Annotated in this window: 23 protein-coding genes; 14 read left to right on the top strand and 9 right to left on the bottom strand. The window is 72.7% G+C overall.

Annotation, left to right across the window (positions count from 1 at the left end; all coding sequences use genetic code 11):
- Positions 1-20: 20 nt before the first annotated feature.
- Positions 21-1,583, top strand: coding sequence for an acyl-CoA synthetase (locus tag ACFW5B_RS21415; RefSeq protein WP_386441729.1), 1,563 nt, complete (start codon positions 21-23; stop codon positions 1,581-1,583).
- Positions 1,584-1,695: 112 nt separating this feature from the next.
- Positions 1,696-2,496 carry a VOC family protein gene (locus ACFW5B_RS21420; RefSeq protein WP_386441732.1) on the top strand — a complete coding sequence of 267 codons (801 nt, stop codon included), beginning with the start codon at positions 1,696-1,698 and terminating at the stop codon, positions 2,494-2,496.
- Between the two features lie 89 nt (positions 2,497-2,585).
- On the opposite strand, the gene paaK is transcribed toward ACFW5B_RS21420, so the two are convergent.
- On the bottom strand, positions 2,586-3,902 hold the full coding sequence (paaK, locus tag ACFW5B_RS21425) for a phenylacetate--CoA ligase PaaK (RefSeq protein ID WP_386441735.1): 1,317 nt from the start codon (positions 3,900-3,902) through the stop codon (positions 2,586-2,588).
- Positions 3,903-4,026: 124 nt separating this feature from the next.
- Here paaK and ACFW5B_RS21430 point away from each other — a divergent pair, with 124 nt between their 5' ends.
- Together ACFW5B_RS21430 and ACFW5B_RS21435 are read left to right on the top strand one after the other, a co-directional pair.
- Positions 4,027-4,725: an alpha/beta fold hydrolase gene (locus ACFW5B_RS21430; RefSeq protein ID WP_386441738.1), complete on the top strand. Its 699-nt coding sequence runs from the start codon at positions 4,027-4,029 to the stop codon at positions 4,723-4,725.
- A 116-nt stretch (positions 4,726-4,841) separates the two neighbouring features.
- The gene (locus tag ACFW5B_RS21435) at positions 4,842-5,480 is read left to right on the top strand and encodes a chorismate mutase (RefSeq protein ID WP_386441741.1); all 639 of its coding nucleotides are present in this window, start codon (positions 4,842-4,844) and stop codon (positions 5,478-5,480) included.
- A gap of 127 nt (positions 5,481-5,607) precedes the next feature.
- On the opposite strand, the gene ACFW5B_RS21440 is transcribed toward ACFW5B_RS21435, so the two are convergent.
- The gene (locus ACFW5B_RS21440; protein WP_386441744.1) at positions 5,608-7,236 is read right to left on the bottom strand and encodes an acyl-CoA synthetase; all 1,629 of its coding nucleotides are present in this window, start codon (positions 7,234-7,236) and stop codon (positions 5,608-5,610) included.
- Positions 7,237-7,399: 163 nt separating this feature from the next.
- Here ACFW5B_RS21440 and ACFW5B_RS21445 point away from each other — a divergent pair, with 163 nt between their 5' ends.
- The 5 genes from ACFW5B_RS21445 to ACFW5B_RS21465 all read left to right on the top strand — a co-directional run bounded on the left by ACFW5B_RS21445 (position 7,400) and on the right by ACFW5B_RS21465 (position 11,768).
- Entirely contained in the window at positions 7,400-8,200 is an 801-nt protein-coding gene (locus ACFW5B_RS21445; RefSeq protein WP_386441746.1) for a crotonase/enoyl-CoA hydratase family protein, read from the top strand.
- Positions 8,201-8,215: 15 nt separating this feature from the next.
- Complete coding sequence (locus ACFW5B_RS21450; RefSeq protein WP_386441749.1) at positions 8,216-9,163, top strand: Zn-ribbon domain-containing OB-fold protein; 948 nt, start codon at positions 8,216-8,218, stop codon at positions 9,161-9,163.
- A complete protein-coding gene (locus ACFW5B_RS21455) occupies positions 9,163-10,218 on the top strand; it encodes a thiolase domain-containing protein (RefSeq protein WP_386441752.1) in 1,056 nt (351 codons plus the stop codon). The genes ACFW5B_RS21450 and ACFW5B_RS21455 overlap by 1 nt, the downstream gene beginning before the upstream one ends.
- Positions 10,215-11,390 carry a thiolase domain-containing protein gene (locus ACFW5B_RS21460; protein ID WP_386441755.1) on the top strand — a complete coding sequence of 392 codons (1,176 nt, stop codon included), beginning with the start codon at positions 10,215-10,217 and terminating at the stop codon, positions 11,388-11,390. Before ACFW5B_RS21455 ends, ACFW5B_RS21460 begins: the two co-directional genes overlap by 4 nt.
- 138 nt (positions 11,391-11,528) lie before the next feature.
- On the top strand, positions 11,529-11,768 hold the full coding sequence (locus tag ACFW5B_RS21465; RefSeq protein WP_386441758.1) for a DUF397 domain-containing protein: 240 nt from the start codon (positions 11,529-11,531) through the stop codon (positions 11,766-11,768).
- A gap of 88 nt (positions 11,769-11,856) precedes the next feature.
- Here the strand turns inward: ACFW5B_RS21465 and ACFW5B_RS21470 are convergent, their stop codons facing one another.
- From ACFW5B_RS21470 to ACFW5B_RS21480, 3 genes are all read right to left on the bottom strand, one after another.
- Positions 11,857-13,032, bottom strand: a complete 1,176-nt coding sequence (locus ACFW5B_RS21470; protein WP_386441761.1) for a DUF418 domain-containing protein — start codon at positions 13,030-13,032, stop codon at positions 11,857-11,859.
- 190 nt (positions 13,033-13,222) lie between these two features.
- Entirely contained in the window at positions 13,223-13,963 is a 741-nt protein-coding gene (locus tag ACFW5B_RS21475) for a leucine-rich repeat domain-containing protein (RefSeq protein WP_386441764.1), read from the bottom strand.
- Positions 13,964-13,994: 31 nt separating this feature from the next.
- Entirely contained in the window at positions 13,995-14,729 is a 735-nt protein-coding gene (locus tag ACFW5B_RS21480) for a maleylpyruvate isomerase family mycothiol-dependent enzyme (RefSeq protein ID WP_386441766.1), read from the bottom strand.
- A 238-nt stretch (positions 14,730-14,967) separates the two neighbouring features.
- Here ACFW5B_RS21480 and ACFW5B_RS21485 point away from each other — a divergent pair, with 238 nt between their 5' ends.
- Positions 14,968-15,627, top strand: coding sequence for a CGNR zinc finger domain-containing protein (locus ACFW5B_RS21485; protein WP_386441769.1), 660 nt, complete (start codon positions 14,968-14,970; stop codon positions 15,625-15,627).
- Here ACFW5B_RS21485 and ACFW5B_RS21490 read toward each other — a convergent pair.
- The gene (locus tag ACFW5B_RS21490; RefSeq protein WP_386441771.1) at positions 15,594-15,986 is read right to left on the bottom strand and encodes a hypothetical protein; all 393 of its coding nucleotides are present in this window, start codon (positions 15,984-15,986) and stop codon (positions 15,594-15,596) included. The genes ACFW5B_RS21485 and ACFW5B_RS21490 overlap by 34 nt on opposite strands.
- 395 nt (positions 15,987-16,381) lie before the next feature.
- Between ACFW5B_RS21490 and ACFW5B_RS21495 the strand changes: the two genes are divergently transcribed.
- Together ACFW5B_RS21495 and ACFW5B_RS21500 are read left to right on the top strand one after the other, a co-directional pair.
- On the top strand, positions 16,382-16,777 hold the full coding sequence (locus tag ACFW5B_RS21495) for an ACT domain-containing protein (RefSeq protein ID WP_386441774.1): 396 nt from the start codon (positions 16,382-16,384) through the stop codon (positions 16,775-16,777).
- A gap of 98 nt (positions 16,778-16,875) precedes the next feature.
- Complete coding sequence (locus ACFW5B_RS21500) at positions 16,876-17,376, top strand: hypothetical protein (protein ID WP_386441777.1); 501 nt, start codon at positions 16,876-16,878, stop codon at positions 17,374-17,376.
- An 89-nt stretch (positions 17,377-17,465) separates the two neighbouring features.
- Here the strand turns inward: ACFW5B_RS21500 and ACFW5B_RS21505 are convergent, their stop codons facing one another.
- The gene (locus ACFW5B_RS21505; RefSeq protein ID WP_386441781.1) at positions 17,466-19,472 is read right to left on the bottom strand and encodes an N-acetylmuramoyl-L-alanine amidase; all 2,007 of its coding nucleotides are present in this window, start codon (positions 19,470-19,472) and stop codon (positions 17,466-17,468) included.
- A gap of 332 nt (positions 19,473-19,804) precedes the next feature.
- A complete protein-coding gene (locus ACFW5B_RS21510; protein WP_386441784.1) occupies positions 19,805-20,941 on the bottom strand; it encodes an aminoglycoside phosphotransferase family protein in 1,137 nt (378 codons plus the stop codon).
- Positions 20,942-21,226: 285 nt separating this feature from the next.
- On the opposite strand from ACFW5B_RS21510, the gene ACFW5B_RS21515 reads away from it, so the two are divergent.
- Positions 21,227-22,756 carry a hypothetical protein gene (locus ACFW5B_RS21515; protein WP_386441787.1) on the top strand — a complete coding sequence of 510 codons (1,530 nt, stop codon included), beginning with the start codon at positions 21,227-21,229 and terminating at the stop codon, positions 22,754-22,756.
- Between the two features lie 161 nt (positions 22,757-22,917).
- Here the strand turns inward: ACFW5B_RS21515 and ACFW5B_RS21520 are convergent, their stop codons facing one another.
- A complete protein-coding gene (locus tag ACFW5B_RS21520) occupies positions 22,918-24,384 on the bottom strand; it encodes a PP2C family protein-serine/threonine phosphatase (protein WP_386441790.1) in 1,467 nt (488 codons plus the stop codon).
- A gap of 311 nt (positions 24,385-24,695) precedes the next feature.
- On the opposite strand from ACFW5B_RS21520, the gene ACFW5B_RS21525 reads away from it, so the two are divergent.
- Entirely contained in the window at positions 24,696-26,111 is a 1,416-nt protein-coding gene (locus tag ACFW5B_RS21525; protein WP_386441793.1) for a HEAT repeat domain-containing protein, read from the top strand.
- Positions 26,112-26,399: the final 288 nt, after the last annotated feature.

The following is a 26,399-nucleotide window of genomic DNA, read 5'->3' on the forward strand; positions in this document are numbered from 1 at the left end:
GTGCGGCCCAGGATCGCGCCATGACGCAAGCGCGGAGCAATACGGTCGACGGAGTCCTGCGACGCAGCGCCCGCCGGGTGCCCGGACGGACCGCGGTGCGGTACGCGGACCGGTCCTGGACCTACCGTGAGCTGGACGACGCGGTGACCGCCGCGGCCCGCGTGCTGCGGGCGGACGGCCTGGAGCCCGGCGACCGGGTCGCCGCCTACGGACACAACTCCGATGCGTATCTGATCGGCTTTCTGGCCTGCGCCCGCGCCGGACTGGTGCACGTGCCGGTCAACCACGGCCTGACCGGCGAGGATCTGGGTTACCTCCTCGACCAGTCGGGCAGCGCGCTGGCGCTCACCGACGCCGCGCTCGCCCACCGGCTGCCGGACTCCGTACGCGCCATGCCCTTCCACGGGGCGCCCGACGGGCTGCTGGAGCGGCTCGCGGCCCGGCAGGAAGCCGCGGACGACGCGCCGGGGGACGCCGGTCCCGGCGCCGCGGACCCGGTGGACGAGGTAGCCGACGACGCCCTCGTCCAGCTCCTCTACACCTCGGGAACCACCGCGCTGCCCAAGGGCGCGATGATGACGCACCGCGCCCTGGTGCACGAGTACACCAGCGCCGTCCTCGCCCTCGACCTCCGCGAGACGGACCGGCCGGTGCACTCGCTGCCGCTCTACCACTCCGCGCAGCTGCATGTGTTCCTGCTGCCCTATCTGGCGGTGGGCGCGGAGAACACCATCCTGGACGGGCCCGACCCGGGGCGGATCTTCGACCTGGTCGAAGCGGGCCTGGCCGACAGCCTGTTCGCGCCGCCGACGGTGTGGATCGCGCTGTCGCAGCACCCCGACTTCACCGTCCGGGAGCTGAGCGGGCTGCGCAAGGCCTACTACGGAGCCTCGATCATGCCGATGCCGGTCCTGGAGCGGCTCCGCGCCCGGCTGCCCGGCCTCGCCTTCTACAACTGCTTCGGACAGAGCGAGATCGGGCCGCTGGCCACCGTGCTCGGCCCGGAGGAGCACGAGGGCCGGATGGACTCCTGCGGGCGCCCGGTGCTGTTCGTCGAGGCACGGGTGGTGGACGAAGCGGGCCAGGAGGTGCCCGACGGCACCCGGGGCGAGGTCGTCTACCGGTCACCCCAGCTCTGCACCGGCTACTGGGACAAGCCGGAGGAGACCGCCGAGGCGTTCCGCGGCGGCTGGTTCCACTCCGGGGACCTCGCGGTCCGTGACACGGAGGGCTATTTCACGGTGGTCGACCGGGTCAAGGACGTCATCAACTCCGGTGGCGTCCTGGTCGCCTCGCGCCAGGTGGAGGACGTGCTCTACGAGCATCCCCAGGTGGCCGAGGTCGCGGTCATCGGACTGCCCGACGAGCGCTGGATCGAGGCGGTGACCGCGGTGGTCGTACGGCGCACGGACGGCACCGCCGGTGGCGAGGCGGTCGGGGAGCAGGAGCTGATCGAGGCGGCCCGCGCCCGCCTGGCGCCGTTCAAGGCACCCAAACGGGTGATGTTCGTGGACGCGTTGCCGCGCAACGCCAGCGGCAAGGTCCTCAAGCGCGAGCTGCGGGCGCGGTTCGGCGCGCCCTGAGCCGGGCCCGGCGCGGCGTGCGTGAAGGGCGGCTGTCAGTGCCCCCTGCCATGCTGAGAAACGGCGCGCACACCGCCGTGGGCGTCACGATCCGTGCAACGGAGGCCCCGCCATGCTGACCACCGACTACGTCCCGGGAACCCCCAACTGGCTCGATCTGGGAGCCCCCGACATCGACGCCGCCGTCTCCTTCTACTCCGCCGTGTTCGGCTGGAGCTTCCAGTCAGCCGGCCCGGACGCCGGCGGGTACGGCTTCTTCCAGCTCGGCGGTCAGACGGTCGGTGCCATCGGCCCGCTGACGGACGAGGGCGCCCGCTCCGCCTGGACCGTGTACTTCCACACGCCCGACGCGGATGCCACGGGCAAGGCGGTGGAGCAGGCCGGCGGCTCGGTGCGGGTCCCGCCGATGGACGTCTTCACCGCGGGGCGGCTGGCCGCCTTCACCGATCCGGCGGGCGCCGACTTCGCCGTCTGGCAGCCGGGCGACGTGCAGGGCCTGGAGCGGGTGATGGAGCCCAACACCCTCTGCTGGACGGAGCTGTACACCACCGACGCGGCCGCGGCGAAGGACTTCTACCGCTCCGTCCTCAGCTGGGACTACGAGGACATGCCGATGGGCGCCGACCTCATCTACTCCGTGGTGTCCGCACCGGGCGGCGGCCGGGGCGACGACTCCGGGCAGGGCGGCATCATGCAGCTGCCGGAGGAGAACCTCAAGGCCGGCTCGACCCCGGAGTGGCATCCGTACTTCGGCGTGACCGACTGTGACGCCACCTTCGCCGCCGCCACCGGCCAGGGCGCCACGGTACTGATCCCGCCCACCGACGCCCCCGGCGTCGGCCGGCTGGCCATGGTCAAGGACCCGGCCGGGGCTCCGTTCGCCCTGATCAAGGGGGACCCGACGATGACCTGAAGGGCCCCGCCGGAGGGCGGATGCGAACGCCGGGCTGCCGACCCCCGGCCGCCGACCCCTGACTGCCGGCCGACGCTTGCCGACCGCCGTCAGGCGGTGTCCCGCGGCCGGGTGTCGACGATGCGCTTGATCTTGCCGACCGAGCGCTCCAGGGTCTCCGGGTCGACGATCTCGACCGCGACCGAGACCCCGATGCCGTCCTTGACGCTGCGTGCGATCAGCCCGGCGGCCGCCGTACGTGCGTCGGAAGTCGCATCCGCCCGCGCCTCGGCACGCACCGTCAGCCGGTCCATCCGGCCCTCCCGGGTCAGCCGGAGCTGGAAGTGCGGGGCGACGCCGGGGGTGCGCAGCACGATCTCCTCGATCTGCGCGGGGAAGAGATTGACCCCGCGCAGAATGATCATGTCGTCGCTGCGTCCGGTGATCTTCTCCATCCGGCGGAAGGCGGGGCGGGCGGTGCCGGGCAGCAGCCGGGTCAGATCCCGGGTGCGGTAGCGGATCACCGGCATCGCCTCCTTGGTGAGCGAGGTGAAGACCAGCTCACCGTGCGCCCCGTCCGGCAGCACCTCACCGGTGAGCGGATCGACCACCTCCGGAAAGAAGTGGTCCTCCCAGACGTGCAGTCCGTCCTTGGTCTCCACACACTCCTGGGCGACGCCCGGCCCCATGACCTCCGACAGGCCGTATATGTCCACGGCGTCGATGGCGAAGCGTTCCTCGATCTCCCGGCGCATCTCCTGGGTCCAGGGCTCGGCACCGAAGACCCCCACCCTGAGCGAGGTCGTCCGGGGATCGACGCCCTGCCGCTCGAACTCGTCCAGCAGGGTGAGCATGTACGACGGCGTGACCATGATGATCTCGGGGCGGAAGTCCTGGATGATCTGCACCTGGCGGGCGGTCATCCCGCCGGAGGCCGGGACGACCGTGCAGCCCAGCCGTTCCGCGCCGTAGTGGGCGCCCAGTCCGCCGGTGAACAGCCCGTATCCGTAGGCGTTGTGGACGGTGTGACCGGGCCGGGCACCGGCCGCGTGGAGGGAGCGGGCGACCACATCCGCCCAGTGCGACAGATCGCGCTCGGTGTAGCCCACGACCGTCGGGCGGCCGGTGGTGCCGCTGGAGGCATGGAGGCGGCGCACCTCCTCCTTGGGGACGGCGAACATCCCGAAGGGGTACTGGGCGCGCAGATCGTCCTTGACGGTGAACGGGAAACGCGTGAGATCGGCGAGCGAGCGGCAGTCGTCCGGGTGCACCCCGGCCCGGTCGAAGGACTCCCGGTAGAACGGGACGTGGTCATAGGCGTGCCGCAACGAGGCGCGCAGCCGGGTCAGTTGCAGCGCGCGCAACGCGTCCCCGGAGAGCCGTTCCGCCTCGTCGAACGTCTCATGGCCCGTAGTCGCTTCCGGCATGGAGTTCACCGCCTCGATTTCACCTACCGATCATTCGGTAGCTGCATGCCGGTCCCAAGTAATCAGCGCGCGGCGAACACGTCAAGGGGCGTGGCGCAGCCGGCCCACGGGTAGCGTCCAGCGCATGAGTGACGTCCAGAAAGTGCAGGTAGGTGCGGTCCAGCTGGCATACCGGGTGTGGGGGGAGGAGGACGCGCCCCCGGCGCTGCTGCTGCACTGTCTCGGTGAGGACGGCGAGGACTGGCGCGGAGTGGTCGGCCGGCTCGCCGGCACCCATCGTGTCCTCGCCCTCGACCAGCGCGGCCACGGTCACAGCGACTGGCCGGGCGACTACGGCTTCACGCAGTGGCGGGACGACGTGATCGGCTTCCTCCAGGCGCTCGGTCTGGAGCGGGTGACCCTCATCGGGCATTCGCTCGGCGCGGTGGCCGCCCTGCTGGTGGCCGCGGAGCGCCCGGATCTGGTGGGCCGGCTGGTCCTGGAGGAGGTGCCCCCGCCGGTGCCCGCCGACGGGCCGCAGGAGGTGCCGGAGCAGCCGGCCGGCCCGCAGTCGTTCGACTGGCAGGCCAAGGTCGCGGTGGTGGCGGAGCACAGCGCCCCCGACCCCGTCTGGTGGCAGGCGCTGGCGAAGATCACCGCACCGACCCTGGTCATCGGCGGCGGCGACACCGGCCAGGCCGCGCGGGGACACCTCGACGAGCTGACCGAGCGGATTCCCGATGCCCGCCTGGTGACGGTCGAGGGGGCCGGCCACCTCGTCCACGAGGAGCGCCCCGGAGAGTTCCTCGCCGCGGTCAACTCGTTCCTGGCGCCGAGTCCGTAGCCTGGCGCGGGGGCCACGGCGCCCGTGCGGCCGGTTCCGCTCGGACTCGCGGCCGTAACCCCGCAGGCCCGCAGCCCCCGCAGCCCCCGGGGCCCGAGGTTCGAGAAAGGCCGACCGTGCAGCTGACCCCCTCGATGCGGAGTGCCCTGACCGCAGGCGTCGCCGTGACCGTCCTGCTCACCGGAACCGCCGGGGCCGTCGCGGCACCTGCCGCGCCCCCGGCCCCGGCCGCGTCAGCCACCCCCGCCGCACCCACCGCGCACTCCCCGTACGGCCAACTCCGCCCGCTCGCCGCGCTGTCCGCGGAGCGGCTGGCCACCGCCGATCTGGTCGCCGCGGCGAAGTGGGGCACCGGGAGCCCGGTCGAGGACCCGGCCCGGGAGCGCGAAGTACTGCGGGCGGTGGCCGAGCAGGCCCGGGAGCTGGGCGCCGACCCGGCGGTCACGGTGCGGGTCTTCCGGGACCAGATCGAGGCCGGCAAGACCGTGCAGCGCGCGCTGCACCGTGCGTGGGACGCGGACCCCGGCCGGGCGCCCACCGAGCGGCCCGGCCTCGCGGAGGTGCGAAGGGAGATCAACCGCGTCAACGGCGAGCTGGTACGGGCCCTCGCCGCCTCCCCGTCCGCCCGTTCGGCGCCGTACTGCACTCCGCTGCTGACCGCGGCCGCCGTGCGGGTACGCCACGAACGGCGTCTGGACGGGCTGCACACCGGTGCCCTGGCCCGCTCGCTGCGCTCGGTCTGTGACGGGCGCTGAGGCCGCGGCCGGACGAGGGCGCCCCGAGGCCGGCCGGGTCGGGCCCCTCGCGCCGTCGGGCCGCCCACCCGGTCGAGGCTGCCCACCAGCTCAAGCCCCCCGCACCGTCAGCCCGCCTCAACCCCCTTCACCCCGCCCGTTCCCCCGAAGCCACCGCCTTCGCCCAGCGGTAGTCCGCCTTGCCGCTGGGTGACCGCCGGATGTGGTCGGTGAAGACCACGGTGCGCGGGATCTTGTAGCCCGCCAGCCGTGTCCGGCAGTGCAGCTGGATGTCCGTCAGGGCCAACTCGGCCGCACCGGAGCGGAGTTGCACCACGGCCGCGACCCGCTGGCCCCACCGGTCGTCCGGCACACCGGCCACCAGCGCGTCATAGACGTCCGGATGCGCCTTCAGTGCCTGCTCGACCTCCTCCGGGTAGATCTTCTCGCCCCCGGAGTTGATGCACTGCGAGCCCCGGCCGAGGACGGTGACGACGCCGCCCTCGTCGACGGTGGCCATGTCGCCCAGCAGCACCCACCGGTCGCCGTGCGCCTCGAAGAAGGTCTCGGCGGTCTTCTCGGGGTCGTTGTGGTAGCCCAGCGGCACGTGCCCGCGCAGCGCGATCCGGCCCACCTCGCCGACCGGGACCGGCTCGTAGGTGGCCGGGTCAACCACCGCCGTACGGGAGTTGACCTGAAGCCGGAAGCCCTTGTCGGGGCCCGAGTCCGCGGTGGCGGTGCCGTTGAACCCGGATTCCGAGGAGCCGAAGTTGTTGAGCAGCATGACGTGCGGGAGCAGCGTGCTGAACTGGGCCCGTACGGTCTCCGAGAGGATCGCCCCGGAGCTGCTGACGCTGAACAGCGAGGAGCAGTCGGTGCCCTTGAGCCGCCCGCCGAGCGCATCGACGAGCGGGCGCAGCATCGCGTCGCCGACCAGCGAAACGCTGGTGACCCGCTCCCGCTCGATGGTCCGCAGCACCTCCTCGGGCACGTACTTGCGGTGGATGACCACCTTCTGGCCGAAGTGGAAGGCGATGAACGCGGTGAGGGTGGAGGTGCCGTGCATCAGCGGGGGAGTGGGGAAGAAGACCAGGCCGTCGCCCCCGGCCGCGACCCGCTCGGCCAGCTCCTGCGGGCGGGTGACCGGTTCGCCGGTCGGTGCCCCGCCGCCCATCCCGGAGAAGAAGATGTCCTCGTGGCGCCATATGACGCCCTTGGGCAGACCGGTGGTGCCGCCGGTGTAGATGACGATCCGGTCGTCGGCGGAGCGCGGCCCGAAGCCGCGGGCGGGTGAACCGGCCGTCTCGGCGTCCGTGAGGGCGACGGGGGCGATCCGCGGTTCGGGGGCGTCGGCGGGCGGGGTGCCGACCCGGACGAGATGGCGTAACCCCGGGGCGTGGGGGAGGGCGGCGGCCACCCGCGCGGTGAACTCCGCGTCGAAGACCAGCGCCGCCAGGTCGGCGTCCCGGTAGAGGTAGGCCAATTCCTCTTCCACGTAGCGGTAGTTGACGTTCACCGGAACCGCGCGGATCTTCAGGCAGGCGTAGACCGCCTGGAGGTACTCGACGCCGTTGTAGAGGTGCAGTCCGACGTGCCGGCCGGGGCCGATGCCGTGGTCGGCGAGGTGATGGGCCAGGCGGTTGGCGGCGCGGTCCAGCTCCGCGTACGTCAGCCGCCGCTCGGCGCCGGTCCCTGGATGGTCGACGTGCACCAGCGCCTCGCGGTCGGGGACGGTGTCGACGATCGACTCGAAGAGGTCGGCAAGGTTGTACTCCATGTCTCCTCCAGACCGGGTGGCGTCGGCTCGGCGGTCATTAGAGCGCTGCCGCGAGGAGCAGGGAAGAGGCCCGGCCAAGAAATCTGACTGTCTGTCAGAAAAGCCTTGAAGTCGCTGTGCGGCTACTGCAACCTGTTCTCGTCGCGAGACGGGAGGACGGAACATGGGTGGTACGGAACATCTCTCGGTGGAGCGCGTCGGCGCGACACTGGTGCTCACCCTCAACCGGCCGGAGGCGAAGAACGCGCTCTCGCTGCCGATGCTGGTGGGCCTGTACGACGGCTGGACCGCCGCCGACGAGGACGACGGGATCCGTTCCGTCGTCCTCACCGGCGCCGGCGGCACCTTCTGCGCCGGTATGGACCTCAAGGCCCTCGCGGGCGACGGGATGGCCGGCGAGGAGTACCGCGACCGGCTGCGCGCCGACCCGGACCTGCACTGGAAGGCGATGCTGCGGCACCACCGCCCCCGCAAGCCGGTGATCGCCGCCGTCGAGGGGTACTGCGTCGCGGGCGGGACGGAGATTCTCCAGGGCACCGACATCCGGGTCGCCGGAACGGGCGCCACCTTCGGGCTCTTCGAGGTCCGGCGCGGACTGTTCCCGATCGGCGGCTCCACCGTCCGGCTCGCCCGCCAGATCCCCCGCACCCACGCCCTGGAGATGCTGCTCACCGGCCGGCCCTACTCCGCGCAGGAGGCCGAACGCATCGGCCTGATCGGCCATGTCGTGCCGGACGGTACCGCGCGGGACAAGGCCCTGGAGATCGCCGAGCGGATCAACGGCTGCGGGCCGCTGGCCGTCGAAGCCGTCAAGGCCTCCGTCTACGAGACCGCAGACATGACCGAGACCGACGGGCTGGCGGCCGAACTCGCCCGCGGCTGGCCGGTCTTCGAGACCGCCGACGCCAAAGAGGGCTCCCGGGCCTTCGCGGAGAAGCGCCCGCCCGTCTACCGGCGGGCCTGACGCAAGGAGACCCGAATGTCCGAGGTCCTCACGGCACCACTCGTGGTGGAGTTCCCCTTCACCCGCTCGCTCGGCCCCGTCCAGAGCGCCTTCCTCACCGGGCTGCGCGAGCGCACCGTCCTCGGCGTCACCACGAGCGACGGCCGGGTGGTCGTACCGCCCACCGAGTACGACCCGGTCACCGCCGAGGAGGTCCGCGACCTCGTCGAGGTGGGCAGCCGCGGCACCGTCACCACCTGGGCCTGGAACCCGTCCCCCCGCCGCGGCCAGCCGCTCACCGCCCCCTTCGCCTGGGTCCTGGTCCGGCTCGACGGCGCCGACACCGCGCTGCTGCACGCGCTGGACGCACCCGGTCCCGACGCGGTGCGCACCGGCATGCGGGTCCGGGTCCGCTGGGCCGCCGAGCGCACCGGCGCGATCACCGACATTGCCTGCTTCGAGCCCGACGACCGCCCCGGCGACGGCGGCGAACCGGTTCCGCACAGCGGAGAGTTCGCGCACCCCGTCACCGGCATCACCACCCCCACCCGGCTCGACTACACCTACTCACCCGGCCGCGCCCAGTCCCGCTACCTCCAGGCCCTCGCGGACCACCGGATCACCGGCGAACGCTGCCCCTCCTGCCGCAAGGTCTATGTCCCGCCCCGCGGCGCCTGCCCCACCTGCGGCGTCGCCACCGACACCCAGGTCGAGGTCGGCCCCCGCGGCACCGTCACCACCTTCTGCATCGTCAACATCAAAGCCAAGAACCTCGACATCGAGGTCCCCTACGTCTACGCCCATATCGCCCTGGACGGCGCCGACCTGGCCCTGCACGCCCGGATCGCCGGCATCCCGTACGACCGGGTCCGCATGGGGCTGCGGGTGGAACCCGTATGGAGCGAGGACGGCCGCTTCCCCGACCACTACCGCCCCACCGGCGAACCCGATGCCGACTACGACAGCTACAAGGAGCTGATCTGATGCGTGAGGTCGCCATCGTCGCCTTCGGGCAGAGCGATCACCTCCGCGACAGCGCGGAGACCTCCGAGGCCGAGATGCTGATGCCGGTCCTGCACGAGGTGCTCGACCGGACCGGCCTGGCGGCCCGGGACATCGGCTTCACCTGCTCCGGCTCCTCCGACTACCTCGCCGGCCGCGCCTTCTCCTTCACCATGGCCCTGGACGGTGTCGGCGCCTGGCCGCCGATCTCCGAGTCCCACGTCGAGATGGACGGCGCCTGGGCGCTCTACGAGGCCTGGGTGAAACTCCTCACCGGCGAGGCGGACACCGCGCTGGTCTACGCGTACGGCAAGTCCTCGCCGGGCGACGTCCGCGAGGTCCTCACCCGCCAGCTCGACCCCTACTACGTGGCCCCGCTCTGGCCCGACTCGGTCGCGCTCGCCGCCCTCCAGGCCCAGGCCCTGATCGACGCCGAGCTGACCGACGAGCGGGAACTCGCCGGAATCGCCGCCCGCAGCCGCGCGGCCGCCGGGGCCAACCCGCACGCCCAGCTGCGCGGCGCGGTGCCCCAGGGCGAGCACGTCGTCGCCCCGCTGCGCACCGGCGACTGCCCGCCCATCGGCGACGGCGCCGCCGCGGTCGTCCTCGCCGCCGGCGACACCGCCCGCCGGCTGACCGACCGCCCCGCCTGGATACGCGGCCTCGACCACCGCATCGAGGCCCACGGCCTGGGCGTCCGCGACCTCACCGACTCACCGTCCACCCGGCTCGCCGCCGAGCGCGCGGGAGCCTTCGAACGGACCCCGGACACCGTCGAGTTGCACGCCCCCTTCACCTCCCAGGAAGTCGTGCTGCGCCGCGCCCTGAAGCTCGACGCGCCGGACGGCACGGTCCGGATCAACCCGTCCGGCGGCGCCCTCGCCGCCAACCCCGTCATGGCCGCCGGGCTGATCCGCCTGGGCGAGGCCGCCGCCCGCATCCACCGGGGAGAGTCCGACCGCGCACTCGCCCATGCGACCTCCGGGCCGTGCCTCCAGCAGAACCTGGTCGCCGTCCTGGAAGGGGAGAACCGATGAGCGAGACGAACAAGGAGCCCGTGGCCGTCATCGGCATCGGCCAGACCAAGCACGTCGCCGCCCGCCGGGACGTCTCCCTCGCCGGACTCGTCCGCGAGGCCGCCCGACGCGCCCTGGACGACGCCGAGTTGAGCTGGGCGGACATCGACGCCGTGGTGATCGGCAAGGCCCCCGACTTCTTCGAGGGCGTGATGATGCCCGAGCTGTACCTCGCCGACGCCCTGGGCGCGGTCGGCAAACCGATGCTGCGGGTGCACACCGCCGGTTCGGTCGGCGGCTCCACCGCCCTGGTCGCCGCCAACCTCGTCGCCGCCCGGGTCCACCGCACCGTCCTCACCCTCGCGTTCGAGAAGCAGTCCGAGTCCAACGCCATGTGGGGCCTGTCCCTGCCGGTCCCCTTCCAGCAGCCGCTGCTCGCCGGCGCCGGCGGCTTCTTCGCCCCGCACGTCCGCGCGTACATGCGGCGCACCGGCGCCCCGGACACCATCGGCTCCCTCGTCGCCTACAAGGACCGCCGCAACGCCCTCAAGAACCCCTACGCCCACCTCCACGAGAAGGACCTCACCCTGGAAAAGGTCCAGGCCTCGCCGATGCTCTGGGACCCGATCCGCTACTCCGAGACCTGCCCGTCCTCCGACGGCGCCTGCGCCATGATCCTCACCGACCGCACCGGCGCCGCCCGCGCGCCGCACCCGGCGGCCTGGGTGCTCGGCGGCGCGATGCGCAGCGAACCCACCCTCTTCGCCGGCAAGGACTTCGTCTCCCCGCAGGCCGGCAAGGACTGCGCCGCCGACGTCTACCGCCAGGCCGGTATCACCGACCCCCGCCGGGAGATCGACGCGGTGGAGATGTACGTCCCCTTCAGCTGGTACGAGCCGATGTGGCTGGAGAACCTGGGCTTCGCCGAGGAGGGCGAGGGCTGGAAACTCACCGAGTCCGGCGTCACCGAACTCGACGGCGCGCTCCCCGTCAACTCCTCCGGCGGGGTGCTGTCCACCAACCCGATCGGCGCCTCCGGCATGATCCGCTTCGCGGAGGCCGCCCTCCAGGTGCGCGGCCGGGCCGGAGACCACCAAGTCGACGGTGCGCGAAGGGCGTTGGGGCACGCCTACGGCGGCGGCTCGCAGTTCTTCGCGATGTGGCTGGTGGGCGCCGACACGCCGGGCGGCTGACCTCCCCCGGGGGCCGACGCGCCCGGCCGGCGCGCCCGCCCCCGGATCACCACTCCACCGCCTCGCCACGTCCCCTGTCCGTCCCCGGACACAGTGGTTAGGCTGACCGCGGACGACGAACCGGGAGGTGCGGTACACGTGACCGACAGCATCACGGAGCAGCGGCTCATGGGCGGGCCCAGGCCCGATCTCGACCTGACACAGGCCGAGTGGCAGTCCAGCCCCCAGGGCGTGGGCGGCGTCCAGATCGCCTTCGTCGAGGGCTATATCGCGATGCGCAATCGCCGCAGCCCCGAGATCCCGGCGGTGATCTTCACCCCCGCCGAGTGGCGCGCCTTCGTCCTCGACGCGCGCGAGGGGGAGTTCGACCTCACGTAGGTCATTGATCACGGGCATTGGTTACGGCCGGCCTCATCGGCGTCGGCCCGGCAGACCGCGCAGGTCCCGTCGTCACGGCCGGGCCGGCTCAGCGCCGCAGGGCCCACTTCTGCACGGCCTCCAGCGGACCGGTGGAGAACCGGCGCAGCCACAGCGTGGAGCCCATCATGAGGACAGCGCACACCCCGGCCCACAGCCCCATCACCCACCAGGGGCGGCCGGTGTCTCCCCAGCGGGCGGCGAGGCCGAGTCCGATGCCGTAGCAGAGCAGCATGCACAGCAGGTTCTGCAGCACGTACGCGGAGAGCGCCGTCCGGCCGACAGAGGTGAGGCCGGCGGTGAACGGGCCCGGGCGGCGTATCCGGCTCACCACCGCGCCGATCAGCCCCATGTACCCGACCGCCACCAGCGGAGCGGCACAGTACCGTTCCAGCAGGATGAAGCCGCTGCCGCCCACGGCGGTCGCGGCGGAGAGCGGTACCCCGAGGCCCAGGCCCCAGCCGAGCATCCGCGCCCTGATCCGCCGGCCCGTCTCGTCCACCGCGAACGCACCGGCCCGGAACAGCCGTACCCCGAGCAGGAACAGGAAGACCATGAGCCCGAAGGCGAGCACCGGCTCCAGGCGCAGCGCGAAGGCGGTCTCCAGCCGGAACGCGATCTGGTCGGGGTAGCTTCCGTGCGCGTACAGGTCGACGATCCGCTGGGACACCCCGCCGCCGCTGCCGCCATTCCCGGCCAGCAGCGTGGTGAGCGCACACATCAAGGCCAGGTGCAGCCCGGCTGCCCACCACATGGCGCGCCGTCGGGTGCGTTCCGACCGGGCCAGCAGCCAGGCGACGAGGAGTGCGGTGACCGCGTAGCCCATCAGGACGTCCCAGGCGAAGACGAGGACGAAGTGCACGGTGCCCTCGGCGAACAGGAACAGTGCCCGCCACCGGTAGCGGCCCGGCCAGGGCTGACCGCGCCGGGCGGCCGCGTCGAACTGGATCGCGAGGCCGACTCCGAACAGGATCGTCAGCATCGAGAAGGACTTGCCGTTCGCCACGAGCTGGAACAGGCTCTCGGCCGCCGCCGGTAGGGACCCGTATCCGGCGTGTCCGGAGCCGTTCTGCAGGAACCCCCACTCGGCGCCAGGACTGACGAAGACCCAGACATTGGTCATCAGGGTGCCGAGGATCGCGGTGCCGCGCAGTACGTCGAGCAGGGGGAGCCGGCCACCCCCGGCATCGGACGAAAGGGGCGGTGAGTGCAGTGTCCGGGTCATGCCTTCATCGTCGACGCGGCCTGTCCGGCATTCCTCGTGAGCGCAGACGAATTGCCATACATCGAAAGATGCACCCGCTGGGGGAAAGCTTCCCTCTGCGGTCGGACGGCCGTGGACGCCCTCGCCGTCATGCGCCCCCGACCTCCTGCCCCTGCTCTCCACCGCACGGGGTCCGGGGAACGGCGGGGAGTCAGGTGAGCACCACGCACCCCCGCTCCCGGAGGGCCGACACCGGCTCCGCCGCGTCCGCCACGGCGTTCCAGCGCAGATCGAGCTTCTCCAGCGACGGCAGCCCGGCGATCCAGGGCGGCAGCCCCGTGATCCGGTTGCCGCGCAGGTCGATACGGCGCAACAACGGCAGGGCGCGCAGCACCTCGGGGACCTGGCGGAGGGCGTTGTCCCGCAGCTCCAGCACCCGCAATGCGCGCAGCGCCGCGAGGCTCCCGGGCAGTCCCGTCAGCGCATTGCCGCCCAGCCACAGCTCCCGGAGCCGGCCGAGCCGCCCCAGCGACTCCGGAAGGTCACTCAACTCCGCCCGCTGCGCGCGGAGTTCGACCAGCCCGGCCATCGCACCGAGCGCCGCCGGCAGCCGGCCGAGCGGATTCTCGCCGACGTTGAGATAGCCGAGCCGGTCCAGTCGGCCGAGGCTGTCCGGCAGTGCGGTGAGCCGGTTGTCGTGCAGATAGAGGTAGCGGGCCAGCCCGGCGAGTTCACCGAACACGTCGGGGACCGCGGTCAGCCGGTTGTGGCCGAGGTCGAGGGTGTGCAGCGCCCGGAGACGGCCGAGCGCCGCCGGGATCTCGGTCAGTGCGTTGTCGGCGAGGATCAGTACCTCCCAGTCGGCGCGCCGCCAGACCTCGGGCGGCACCGCGGCCAGGCCCGCCTTCCAGAGGTTGAGCACGGGAGGGTGGCCGGAGCCGGGGTGCGTCACGGGTGAGTTCCTTCCGGGCGGTGCGACCGGACTACGGCCAGTCGAGCAGCTCGGGCAGCGGAGCCGGCGCGCCCGGTCGGCGGCAGTCCAGCGGGTGGTGCGGCCGGCGGCCGGCCAGCCAGGCCGCGAGATCGGTGACCGGGCCGCACACGGTGACCCGCGGCGCGTCCACGCAGCCGTACCGCCGTACCGGTGTGCCGTCGGTGTCCGTCAGAACGAGGTGCAGATCCGCGGGAACGCGGGGCGCCAGGTAGTCCAAAAGGTGGCGGCACAGCTCCCGCGGCCAGTCCTGCGGGCCGTAGCCGATCCGGGCGTCCGCCGCGTGGATCTCCAACTCCCGCCACCAGGCCAGCAGTGCGGAGCGCAGATCGCCGTTGCGGTGCCGCACCGGCCGCGACCAGTCGGCCGGGCCGACCACCGCCCAGGCCGCGGACGCCTCGGCCAGCGCGGCCCGCACGGCGTCCCCCAGCGCCGCCGCGTCCCGCAGCGCCCCGGCCTCGATCGCGGCGGCGCGCGCCGGGCGACCACCGTCGTACGGCTCGATCAGCTCCCCGCGCAGCCCGTAGCGGGCCTGCCGGGCCAGGGCCAGCGCGACACCCTCGATATGCGAGAGCACATGCGCGCGCGACCAGCCGGGCAGTTCACTGGGCTCCCGCACCCCGTCATCGGTCAGCGCGGGCAGCAGGGCACGCAACCGCTCCTGGCCGGCCCCGACCTCGGCCCGTACCGCCTCGGCCGTCATCGTGCGCTCCGTCGTCTTGGCCACCGCAGCTCCTTCGTCCTGGCATCCGGCGCGGGGAACCGTGCCCGTACGGCGCCGGGTACGGACACGGGTACACAGGTCCCGCCCGTCGTCCGCCGTGCCGCCGACAGGCCGCACATGAGCCGGCCGCATACGGGCGGACCGCACTCGAAGTCCCGGCGATTTCATGGCAGTTGACGCATTCCGGCCACACCGCCTCCGCTACCGGTTAATGGTCGGCGGTGACATTACCATTAGCCTCATGACCGCAACCCGGCTCGCGCTCGATCTCGCCGTCACCCTCCGCCACGACGGGCACGGCGGCGTCGCCGATGACCTGGCTCACCCGGAAGGACTCGCCGACTGGATACGCGAGCGGGTGTCGCTGCTCGACTGCGCCGGTCAGCCGGTCACCGTGGACGAGCCGCTGCACACCGCCGTACGGGACCTGCGGGCCGCGGTCCGCTCGCTGTTCGCCCGCGCCGTCCGGCCGGGACCGCCCAGCTCCGCCGACGCCCACCGGCTGCTCCCGGAAAGGGGGGCGGTCCAGCGGCTGAACGCCGCCGCTGCCCTGGTCCCCACCGTCCCCCGGCTCAGCTGGGAGCCGGATGCCCGGCCCGCACTGCGGCTGCACCCGGCCGGCTCCCCGCCGCCCGCGGACCGGATCGTCGCCGCCCTGGCCCGCGCCGCCCTCACCTTCCTCGACGGGCCGGACCGCGCCCTGCTACGGGCCTGCCCCGCCCCGCGCTGTGTGCGCTACTTCGTCAAGGACCACGCCCGCCAGGAGTGGTGCACCCCCTCCTGCGGCAACCGCGCCCGGGTCGCCCGCCACCACGAACGCCGCCGGGAAGCCCGGGACGCACCCCAGGCGCAGTCCGGCGCGGCGGATCACCCTTCAGGGCCGAGGGGACGCAGGTCGTAGAGGTGGGACCGGTCTCCCTTGAAGCTGCGCCAGACCGTGGCCGGGGGCTCGTGTTCGTCACCGTCGCTGTTCAGCGGGCAGGCGGTGACAAGGCCGTCGGCGATCTCGCAGTGCCAGCCGTCATCCGGTCCCCAAACGCACCACACCTGCCCGTCTGTCCGACAGTAGGCAGGTCGACCGTGGCGCTCACCATCGCGCTCGAATTGATGGCGAAGCCCGTCGACGTGGCGCACGAAGGCGAAGGAATCAAGAGCCGTCATACCGTCGGCACCGTACTGGGCAAGGCTGTCCGTGGCGACGGTGTTCTGGCGTGGCCCGGTCGGCGGCTTCTCGCCGGTGCGGCGATGCAGTATGATCATGATGCAGCTTCGGGCAGCGGTCCGGAGTCGCGCGTCTGTGGTCCAAGGAAAGACGCCCATCAGCCGGTGGGAAATGTAGGTGCAAGGCCTGCCGGGCGCTCCGCGAAGGGGCCCTTCCCCGTATGAGGAAGGGTCCCTTTTTGATGCTGTCCGGCCCTGGGGATGACATATGTCCTGCCGGGGCGCTGAACGGTGCGTTCTCCGCGGCGAAGGCGCTCCCGAAGCGGACAAGGCCGCGTCGGTGCCTCAACTCTCCTACTGCACAGGAGAGTTGGCTTACGCGCTATGTCTTCGGTGTGCTCGACGCCGCAGCGAAGCGGCATGCTCCCGTCTGTACGAGGTCCGGAGGCCAGGCGGCCACGTGACCCGGCGGCCCCCCCCGGTAGGGTGAGAGCATGACAGGTGAGCGCGATCTCCGGACCCTGCTGAGCGGGATGCGTCCCGAGCTGAACGAGGGCCGTTACGTCTTCGTCAGTGTTCCCGGCGCGGTCCCCGACGGGCTGACGCCGGTGGTCACCGTCACCGAGCCCGAAGGCCGCACCCTCGTCGTCCACCAGGAAGAGGCCGACCGCGCCGGCCTCGGGTACGACTACGTCGCCGCCTGGATCACCCTGCGGGTGCACTCCGCGCTGGACGCCGTCGGGCTCACCGCCGCTGTCGCCACCGCGCTCGCCCAGGCCGGCCTCAGCTGCAATGTCGTCGCGGGCTTCCACCACGATCACCTCTTCGTGCCGTATGCCGCGGCGGACGAGGCGCTGCGCCGGCTGCGCGCGCTGGCCGAGCAGGCCTGAGAGCACCGGCCACGGGGCGGACGGCGGCGCCGCGCACCGGGTGTCGCCGACCTCGACGCCCGCGCGGCGCGCCCGGCCGGGCCACGTACGATGGCGGCATGTCCTTCCTCCGCCGCCGCAGCGCAGCCACGCCCGCCGGGCCTGACTTCGACGTCCTCGCCATGGACCCCGGGGACTGGCCGGGCAACCTGGGAGCCGGGCTGCTGCCCGCGCCCGACGGGAGCTGCCAGGGCGTCTTCCTCCGCTACGACCTGTTCGGCGGCCGCGGCCCCGCGATGATCATCGGCAATCTGCCGGAAGGCTCCCCGGCCCGTGAGCTGGAGGACGACCAGGTGCCCTTCGAGGTGGCCCAGCTGCTGGCCGCGCTCGGCAACGACGAACCGGTGACGGTCGTCGAGACCGAGGACACCCCGGTGATGCACGACGACAACCTCCTGATCGTCAAGCGCATCAAGTGCTCCGAGGGCCGGATCTCCTGCGCCCAGTTCGACCGCAGCGACGGGGTGCTGGTCACCATCGCCAGCTGGGACCGGCCGATCACCGACGACCTCTACGCCCTCCTCAAGCCGCTGCCGGCGGAGCTCTTCCAGCAGGGCTGAGCCCCGGTGCGGCACCGGAGCGGACACAGCGTCGCGCCCGGTGGACGGTTCGTCCGTCCACCGGGCGCGACGCGCTCATCCGCCGTTTCCTAGGCGTCCGAGCGCCGCACCTCGACATCCGCCGCCCGCACATAGCCGACCCGGTGCCCGAGCTGGATCTCGTAGTAGACGTCCTTGCCGCGCACGACCGTGTGCTTACTGACGTCGAAGGTCGGGGAGTAGAAGTAGTCGCCCCGCATCCGGCCCCCTACGGCGTACATCTGGCCCGCCGCGAGCTTGTACGGCAGCGGGGAGACCGACTGGTAAGGGACCCCGGCCGGGTAGGCCTCCTTCTCCGGGTACGCCCGGCCGTAGACCGGGATCTCCTGGCGGTCCGCCTTAGGGGTGGCGATCAGCCCGTTGGCGTGCACCGCCGCCGGCTCGTCCTTCGGATTGTGGAACCACGCCTTCTGCCCGAGGTACCAGATCGCTGTCCAGTCGCCGGACCGGCCGGCCACCGCGAACCGCTGCCCCGTCGTGGCGCGGGCACCCGTGTCGTTCACCCCGGTCGTCGAGTCGCTGCCGTTCGGGTGCAGGCCGACGTCCTTGACCAGCGGCGCGTCCTCGTCGGGTGCGCTGTGCAGCCGGACCGCCGTGGAGCCGTGCGGCGCACAGGGGTCACCGGCCTTCGTGCAGCCGGTGTAGAGCGGCTGGTTCTCGTCGTAGTCGGGGCGGATGGTGACCAGCCCGCCGCGCGGACCCGCGGTGGCCTTGAAGGGCTTGCCCAGCAGGGTGAAGTAGTGCGCCCAGTCCCAGTACGGGCCGGGGTCGGTGTGCATGCCCGGGATGGTGGCCGTCGTCGTGGCGGGCACATTGTCGTGGCCGAGGATGTGCTGCCGGTCGAGCGGTACGTCGTACTTACGGCTCAGATACTTCACCAGCCGGGCCGAGGCGCGGTACATCGCCTCCGTGTACCAGGCGTCCGGCGCGGCCAGGAAGCCTTCGTGCTCGATGCCGACGGAGTGCGAGTTGATGTACCAGTTGCCCGCGTGCCAGGCGACGTCCTTGGTCGGCACGTGCTGGGCGATCAGGCCGTCCGAGGAGCGGATGGTGTAGTTCCAGGACACATAGGCCGGGTCCTTGATCAGCTTCAGCGTGGTTTCCCAGGAACCCTCGGTGTCATGGATGACGATGGCCCTGACCCGTTGGTCCGCGGGTCGGTCCGCCTTGTCGTGGTTGCCGTAGTCACCGTCGCCGAACTCCTCGTACGGCGCCGGGACCGACTCGCAGGCGACATTCCACGGGCACTCCAGCCGGTGGTCGGCGGGCGCCGCCGAGGCCTTGGTGGCCGGCGCGCCGAGACGTTTCTGCTGCGCGGGATCAGGAGCCAGACCCGGCGCCGCGGCCAGCGTGACCCGCTGTCCCGCGTCGGTGGTGCGGGCCTGCCCCTGGCGCATCACCGCGAACACCTCGTCCGCGAAGGCCTTGCCGCTGCGCGCACTGTCCTGTCCGCCGTAGCGTGCCACCGCCGCGTACCACCGGGCCGGGCCGGCGCCCGCGGCCGTCCCCAGCTTGCGCTGCTCCGCGGCGAGCAGCGCCGCACCGCCGAGCACATTCGCCGCGGGATCGCTGCGCAGCTTCTCCACCGGAATCCCGGTCAGCCGCGCGGCCGTCGGCAACGTACGGAGCCGGGCCGGGAGTTCGGCCGGCAGCGCGGCCCGCTGCGCCGGACCGGCCGGCACCCGCTTACGGGCCCGTGCCCCGTCGCCGCGGGCATCCTCGGTGCCCCCGCTGAACTCCGGCGTCCGCGTCAGGGCCGTCCGGGCGTCGGTCAGATGCATCGGACCGTAGCCACCGGAGACGCTGGGCGCACCGCCGTGACCGTCCCAGCGCGACTCCAGATACGAGACGCCGAGCAGCACACTGCGCGGCACATGGAAGCGGGCGGCGGCGTCGGTGAAGGCCTGTTGCAGCGCGTCCGTCCGCGGCTGGCCGGCCTCTGCGGACGGCGCTCCGGAGAGCGGCAGCAGCAGCACCGCGGCCGCGACGGCGGTGGCGGATCTCCGCAGCGCGGGGCGGCGGACTCTCTTCTCGTCTTCCGGGGCGGATCCTTGCAAAGCAACCTCCTCGAGCCGGCCCCGAGCCGGGGCGGTGTGACGGTGGGTGCGCAAACAGCCGCACGGGCGGGACCCGAGACTAGAGCCCCTGTCGGCTCAGAGCTATACGTCTGCCGACAGTCCGTCAATCACCAAGCCGGTTCGGGATTCCGCATGTCAGGGCGTCTCCAGAGGAGCCTTCCCGAAGCGGTGCCGGGCCTGCGGAGCGTCAGTGGAATGGACCAATGCCCCGCCCCGGAGGGTGCGGAGAAGCGCCGGCCCGCGGACCGGCGCACAAGGGTGAGCGGCGCACCCCGTGCCCGGGCGCGCCGCTCACAGTCCCCCCTCGGCGGTCAGCGGGTGCCGACCGCCGCCCGTACCGCACGCCGCGCCATCTGGCAGTCGTCGTGCAGTCGGCGCAGGAGCAGCCGCTGCTCCTCGCCCGCCGCGGGCACACCGGGCTGTCCCGGAACCGGTGTCCCCGTCGGCGTGGGCTCGCGCATGGTCCGCTGGACCGCGGTCTCATAGCGCCGGATCTCGCGGGTGAGCACCAGCATCAGATTCACCAGGAAGGCGTCCCGCGAGGCCGGTCCCGCGTTCTGCGCGAGCTGGCTGATGTGGCGGCGGGCGACCGGCGCGTCGCCGAGCACCGACCACAGCGTCGCCAGGTCGTAGCCCGGCAGGTACCAGCCCGCGTTGTCCCAGTCCAGCAGCACCGGACCCGCGGGGGACAGCAGCACGTTGTTCAGCAGCGCATCGCCGTGACAGAACTGGCCCTGGGTGTGCGACAGGCCGTGCATCAGCTTCTGCAGGTCGCCCAGGTCCCGGTCGGTGAGCAGCCCCAGGTCGTGATAGCGGCCGATGCGGTCCGCGTAGTCCAGCGGGGTGTCGAACAGTCCGGCCGGCGGACGCCAGAGATTGATCCGGCAGATCGCGCCGAGCGCGGCCCGTACGTCCGCACGGGGCGGGGCCTCGGACGGGTGCCGGGGCAGGGCCGCGACCCGGCCGGGCATCCGCTCCATGATGAGGGTGCAGTTGTCGGGGTCGGCCGCCACCAGCCGCGGCACCCGAACCGGCGGACGATGCCGGACGAATGCGCGGTATGCACTTATTTCCTGCCGGAACCTTTCCGCCCAGGCCGGAGACTGGTCGAGTAAACACTTGGCGACCGCGGTCATCCGGCCCGTCGTCCCCACGAGCAGGACGGATCTGCCGCTGCGGCGCAGTACCTGCACCGGGTTGAACTCCGGGCAGATGCGGTGCACCGAGGCGACGGCGGCGCGCAGCTGGGCGCCCTGGGGGCCGGACAAGTCGAGCCGGCCGCTGAGCGGTTGGGGGCTCGTCCCGTGCATCCGCCGCGTACGCCCGCCGGGGAGACCGGTGACCGCGGCGGCCGCGGAGGGGGACGGGTCGAGATACGGGCCGCCTCCGGTCGGATGCGGGCGGTGCGGCCGGGTGGGGGCGGTCACGGCGGACGATGCTGCATACATGGGTGAGACAGATCCCTTCGTGCGCCGGCGAGTTGCGTGCGCTCCCCGGCCCGGTGGTGGGAACCCGTGAACGGGCCCCGTGCAGGAGGCCGATCCAGGGTCCCTGTGAAGGGCGCGCACCCTGGGGAATGCGGTCCCGCCACCAGGCCGGGGGCGGCATGTCTACAGAACACGTGGCTGCGGGTGGCAGACCATCTGGCGCAGGGTGGCGAACCCTGGCGAATGGACCCAGTGCACGTCAACGGCCGTTACTGTCAACTCAGTCGAGGAACCTGGGGGCTTGACGTGGACAGGCAGCCGAACACCCGTCTCGCGGACCTTTTCGGCCTGGCCGGCTGGTCCAAAGGAGAGCTGGCGAGACTGGTCAACCGGCAGGCGGCGGCCATGGGCCATCCGCAGCTGGCGACCGACACCTCACGAGTGCGGCGCTGGATCGACATGGGGGAGACCCCGCGCGACCCGGTGCCCAAGGTCCTGGCTTCCCTGTTCACCGAGCGCCTCGGCCGTGTCGTAACCATCGAGGACCTCGGGTTCGCAAGAACCGGCCGCTCGGGGAAGCGGCAGGCCATGGACGGTCTGCCGTGGGCTCCCGAACGGACCGCCGCGGTCCTCACGGAATTCACGGGAATGGACCTCATGCTCAACCGACGCGGCTTGGTGGGTGCAGGCGCTGCGCTCGCCGCGGGTTCCGCACTCACCGGCGCCATGTACGACTGGCTGCACACCGACCCGACACCGGCCGGCGCACCGCGCCACGACACCCCGTTCGCCTCCGACTCCGTCCATGACGTCGACCAGATCGGCTTCGACCGCTACGAGGCGGCCCCCGTGGGGTCCCAGGAGATCGATGCGCTGGAGCGCTCGGTCGAGGTGTTCCGCGCCTGGGACGCGGCCCGTGGCGGCGGACTCCAGCGCAAGGCCGTGGTGGGCCAGCTCAACGAGGTGGGCGGCATGCTCGCCTACCGCCACCCCGAGCATCTGCAGCGCAGGCTGTGGGGGGTGGCCGCCAATCTGGCGGTGCTGGCCGGCTGGATGTCCCACGACGTGGGCCTGGAGCCCACCGCCCAGAAGTACTTCATCATCGCCGCCCATGCGGCCCGCGAGGGCGGCGACCGCCCCCGTGCGGGGGAGGCCCTGTCCCGGGCCGCCCGTCAGATGGTCCACCTGGGCCGCCCGGACGACGCACTCGATCTGATGAAGCTGGCCCAGTCCGGTTCCGGCGAGGAGACCCTGCCGCGCACCCGCGCCATGCTGCACACCATCGAGGCCTGGGCGCAGGCGTCCAAGGGGCAGGGCCAGGCCATGCGCCGCACCCTGGGCGAGGCGGAGGACCTGTTCGTCTCGGACAAGGGCGATGTGCCGCCGCCGAGCTGGATGCAGATGTTCGACGAGGCGGATCTGCACGGCATGCAGGCGCTGGCGTTCCGGACCCTCGCCGACCACGATCCCGCGGCCGCCCGGGTCGCCCAGCACCACGCCAAACGGGCGCTGACGCTGCGGGAGAACGGCCGCCAGCGGTCGCAGATCTTCGACTACATCTCGATGGCGTCGGCCTGCTTCATCGGCAACGACCCCGAACAGGCCGACCGTTACGCCCGGCTGGCGCTGGTCTCCATCGGGGAGAATTCCTCGCACCGGACCTGGGACCGGCTCCGCGAGATGTTCCGGCTCACGGGGCAGTACGCCAACTACGCCACGATCCAGGACCTGCGCGAGGAGATCCAGCATGTCCTGCCGAAGGCGAAGCCCAAGTCCAAGGGGTCGGGCCTGGGCCCCGGTATCGGAGCCGGCGTCGAGAAGAACTTCTCGGCCTGAGGCGGGCGGCGGAACGGGGTGTGACGGTGGGTCACCTGTAGCAGGGGGTGAAGCGTCCGCCGCGGCCCGGCTGCCTCAGCTGCCCGGCGACAGCCCACCGACGGAGGTCACCGGGGCGGCCGTTACGGCACCGCCCCGTCCTCCGCCTGCCCGGCGACGCGTCAGCCGCCGACCCGGGCGACCAGCACACAGGCATCGTCCTCGCGCTCGGCGGTGCCGAACTCCTCGACGACGATGCGGACGCTGTCCTGGGCACTGCGCGCGGCGGCGAACCGTGGGGCCAGGGCGAGCAGCCGCTCGGCCCCCTCATGGGCGGCGTCCACGCCCTGCGCACGGCGCGGGACCAGGCCGTCGGTGTGCAGGACGAGGAGGTCACCGGGCTCCAGCTGCTCGGTGTGCTGGGTGTAGGCCGCACCCGACGTCGCCCCGAGGAGCACACCCTCGGGCGGGTCCAGCGCGCGCCCCGTGCCGCCGCGGAACAGCAGCGGTGCGGGGTGCCCCGCCTGGGCCCACTCCAGCGTCCGCGCGACGGGGTCGAACCGGCCGCACACCGCGCTGCCCAGCGCCGGCTGGGCCGCGCTGTCCAGCAGTTGGTTGAGGAAGCCCATCAGCGGGCCCGGCCGCTGTCCGGCGACCGCCATCCCGCGCAGTGCGCCGAGCACCATCGCCATCCCGGACGTGGCGGTGACGCCGTGCCCGGTGAGATCGCCGACGCTCAACAGCGTGCTGCCGTCCGGGAGTTGCAGTGCGTCGTACCAGTCGCCGCCGATGAGGGCGCGGGTGCCGGCCGGGAGATAGCGCCCGGCGAGGTCCAGGGCCACCGGGCCACCGTGCGGGAACCGCAGGGAGCCGCGCCACGGCGGCAGCACGGCCTCCTGCAGCTCGACCGCAAGCCGGTGCTCGGTCTGCGCGATCTGCCGCTCGCGGTGCAGCGAGTCACGGGTCTCGTGCACCGCCTGCTGGCTGCGGCGCAGCTCGCTGACGTCCCGCAGCACGGCCCACATGCAGGCGGTGCTGCCGTCGGCGTCGAGCACCGGCTCGCCCACCATGTGCACCGTGCGCAGGCTCTCGTCCGGGCGCACGATGCGGAATTCGCCGTCGATCGGCCGGCCGTCGACCAGACAGTCCGTGACCATCGTGGCCAGTCCGTCCTGGTCCTCGGGGTGGACCAGGGACGGCAGCTCGTCGAGGGTGAGCGGGCCGTCGGAGGGGTCCCGGCCGAACATCGCGAACAGCTCGTCGGACCAGCTGACCTCGTCGGTGAGCAGATTCCACTCGGCGCTGCCCACCCGGCGCAGCAGCGAGCCCCGCTCATGGGGTCCGGGCCCCGGCGGGGCGGGCGACGGCTCGGCCTCCGCCGCCGGGTCGTCCTCGGTCGCGGGCGGCAGGCCCTCTCGCAGCTGGTCGAGATGGCCGCCGAGGTCGTCGAGGTGGTGCACCGCGAGGTCGCACAGGGCCCGCTGCCAGCGCAGCTGCGGGCCGGCGGCGAGGCCGGTGTCCACCGCGGACTCCCGGCGGACCGCGTCGAGGCCGCCGCGCAGGCGGCGGGCCTGCGTGATGAGTGCCTCGACCGTCTCACGCTCGGGGGGCCGGTCGGCTGAGTGATCCGCGAAGAGAGGGGACGGCATGACGTACTCCGTGATCAGGCGGCGCCGGGCTGAAGGGCCGGTAACGACTGTTGCACAGGCGGCGACGGTCCGTAAGGGATTTGGCACTACCCGATACGGTGGTGCACCCGGCATATGCCGCCGGCCTTCCTGGGGCAACCTCGGGGCGAATCGGCGGAATAAGTGGTTCCACGCTAGGCTTCGGCCGCCGTACGCAGGCGTTCCCGTCGATCCATGGTGGGAACGACGCATACGGCCCGTGGTCACCGGCAAGAATGCCGGTCAGCGGAAATCCCGTTGCCAGCCCGTCCCCCGCACCGGATGCTGACCTCATGTTCGATCCAGACATAGCGCCCAGTGGCACCCTGCTCGGCCTCCTGCAGCGAGGCCGCGGCGACGGGACCCTGCATGCCCTCGCGGCGCCCCGTGCCGAGGCGCTCGCGGCGCTCAACGACAGCGTGCTGCGCGACCCCCGGCGGGACTGGCAGGTCGAGAACCGCTCGCTCTACTACGCACGCCTCTACATGCAGCTCGACGGCGGTCTTGAGCAGATCGAACGGCATCTCTTCCACCCCGACGACCTCGTCGACACCGGCGAGGAGCGCACCGGCCTGGCCCTCGCCGTCCTCGGCCACCTCGCCGCGTACGGCAGGGACGCCGCCCGGCTGCTGCTGCGCAGCTATGCCGCGGCCGGCAGCAACTGGCGCTGGGCGCTGGACGAGCTTGCGCTGCGTGACGACGACGCCGGGCTGAGGACCCTCGCCCACGCCGTGCTCGCCCGCTTCCCCGAGACCGAGCAGGGCGAGGCCGAGCTGGCCGCCGCCGTCCGCGACGCCTTCGAGCCCCGGCCCTGGCGGCTGTGGGCCGAGGACCCCCGGTACGCCGCGCGGCTGGCTGCCGCCGGGGAGCAGGGCTCCTTCGACCGCTGGCAGCGGCAGCTGCGGCCCAGCGGACCGCGCCCCGGCTGGAGCGTCACCGAGATTCTGCGGTGGGCCCAGGAGAGCCAGGAACCGGAGCCCGCGGAGCAGCGGTATCACGCCGCCGCCCGCTGCCTGGGGGCCGTCGTCGGCCCCGAGGACCGTCCCGAGCTGCTGCGTGCCGCGCGCAGCGCCCCCGACGCTGCGCGCGCCGCCGTGCTCCACCACCTCGCCGAGCGTGGCGACCCGGACACCCTCGATCTGATCGAGTCCGCGGTGGTCGACCCCTTCTCCTCCGAGCCCCTGGCCGCCGCCGCGCTCGCCGCCTTCGCACGGATGCGCAGTGTGGCCGCCGTCGAGCGGGCCCGGATCTGGGCGGCGCGCACGGACCGGCTGGGCGCGGCCGCCGCCGCCGTGCTCGCCCGTCGCGGCGGGCGCTGCGACGCCGAACCGGTGCTGGCCGCACTGCGCCGGACCGTACGCGAGGAAGGGCCGGACGCCGACGGCCTGTGGGAGCTGGTCGACGGCACAGGACGCCTCGGCGTCGTCTGCGCCGCCCCCGTCCTGCGGCACATCTACCGTGAAACCTCCTCCTCCCACCTCCGCGGCCGCGCCGCCGGGGCACTCGCCGCCACCGACCCCGGTTTCGCGGCCGGCTTCGCCGTCGAGTGCCTCTGGGACTGCGAGGAGACCACCCGCGAACTGGCCGCCCGGCACGCGGCCACCGGCGACGACCGCGTCGTCGAACAACTCCGCCGCCTCGCCGCCGACCCGGCGGAGGAGGACGAGGTCCAAACGGCCGTCCGTAGCCGGATCGGCCCCGAGGCCTAAGCCCTTTCCCACGTTTCGGCTGCGCTTTGCCGGCAGCCCACGTTTTCGGCTTTTCCGCCGTGGTGGTTGCTCGCCGTTTGTGGCCCGCTTCGCGGTGCCCTCGCCGTGTCGCCTGCGGCGGGCGGGGGTCCGCTGCGCGGGGCTGTGGTTCCGTGTGTTTTCGGCTGACTCGTCGTTGCGCCTGCGGCGGGCGGGTGGTTTGTGGGTGCGGTGACGGGCCTCCGGTGCCTGGTGTGTGGACTGCTTCGCTTTACGTCCACACACCAGACCCCTCCGGCCCGTCCCCTC

It is taken from the genome of Streptomyces sp. NPDC058773 (genome assembly GCF_042746015.1).
Taxonomy (GTDB): domain Bacteria; phylum Actinomycetota; class Actinomycetes; order Streptomycetales; family Streptomycetaceae; genus Streptomyces.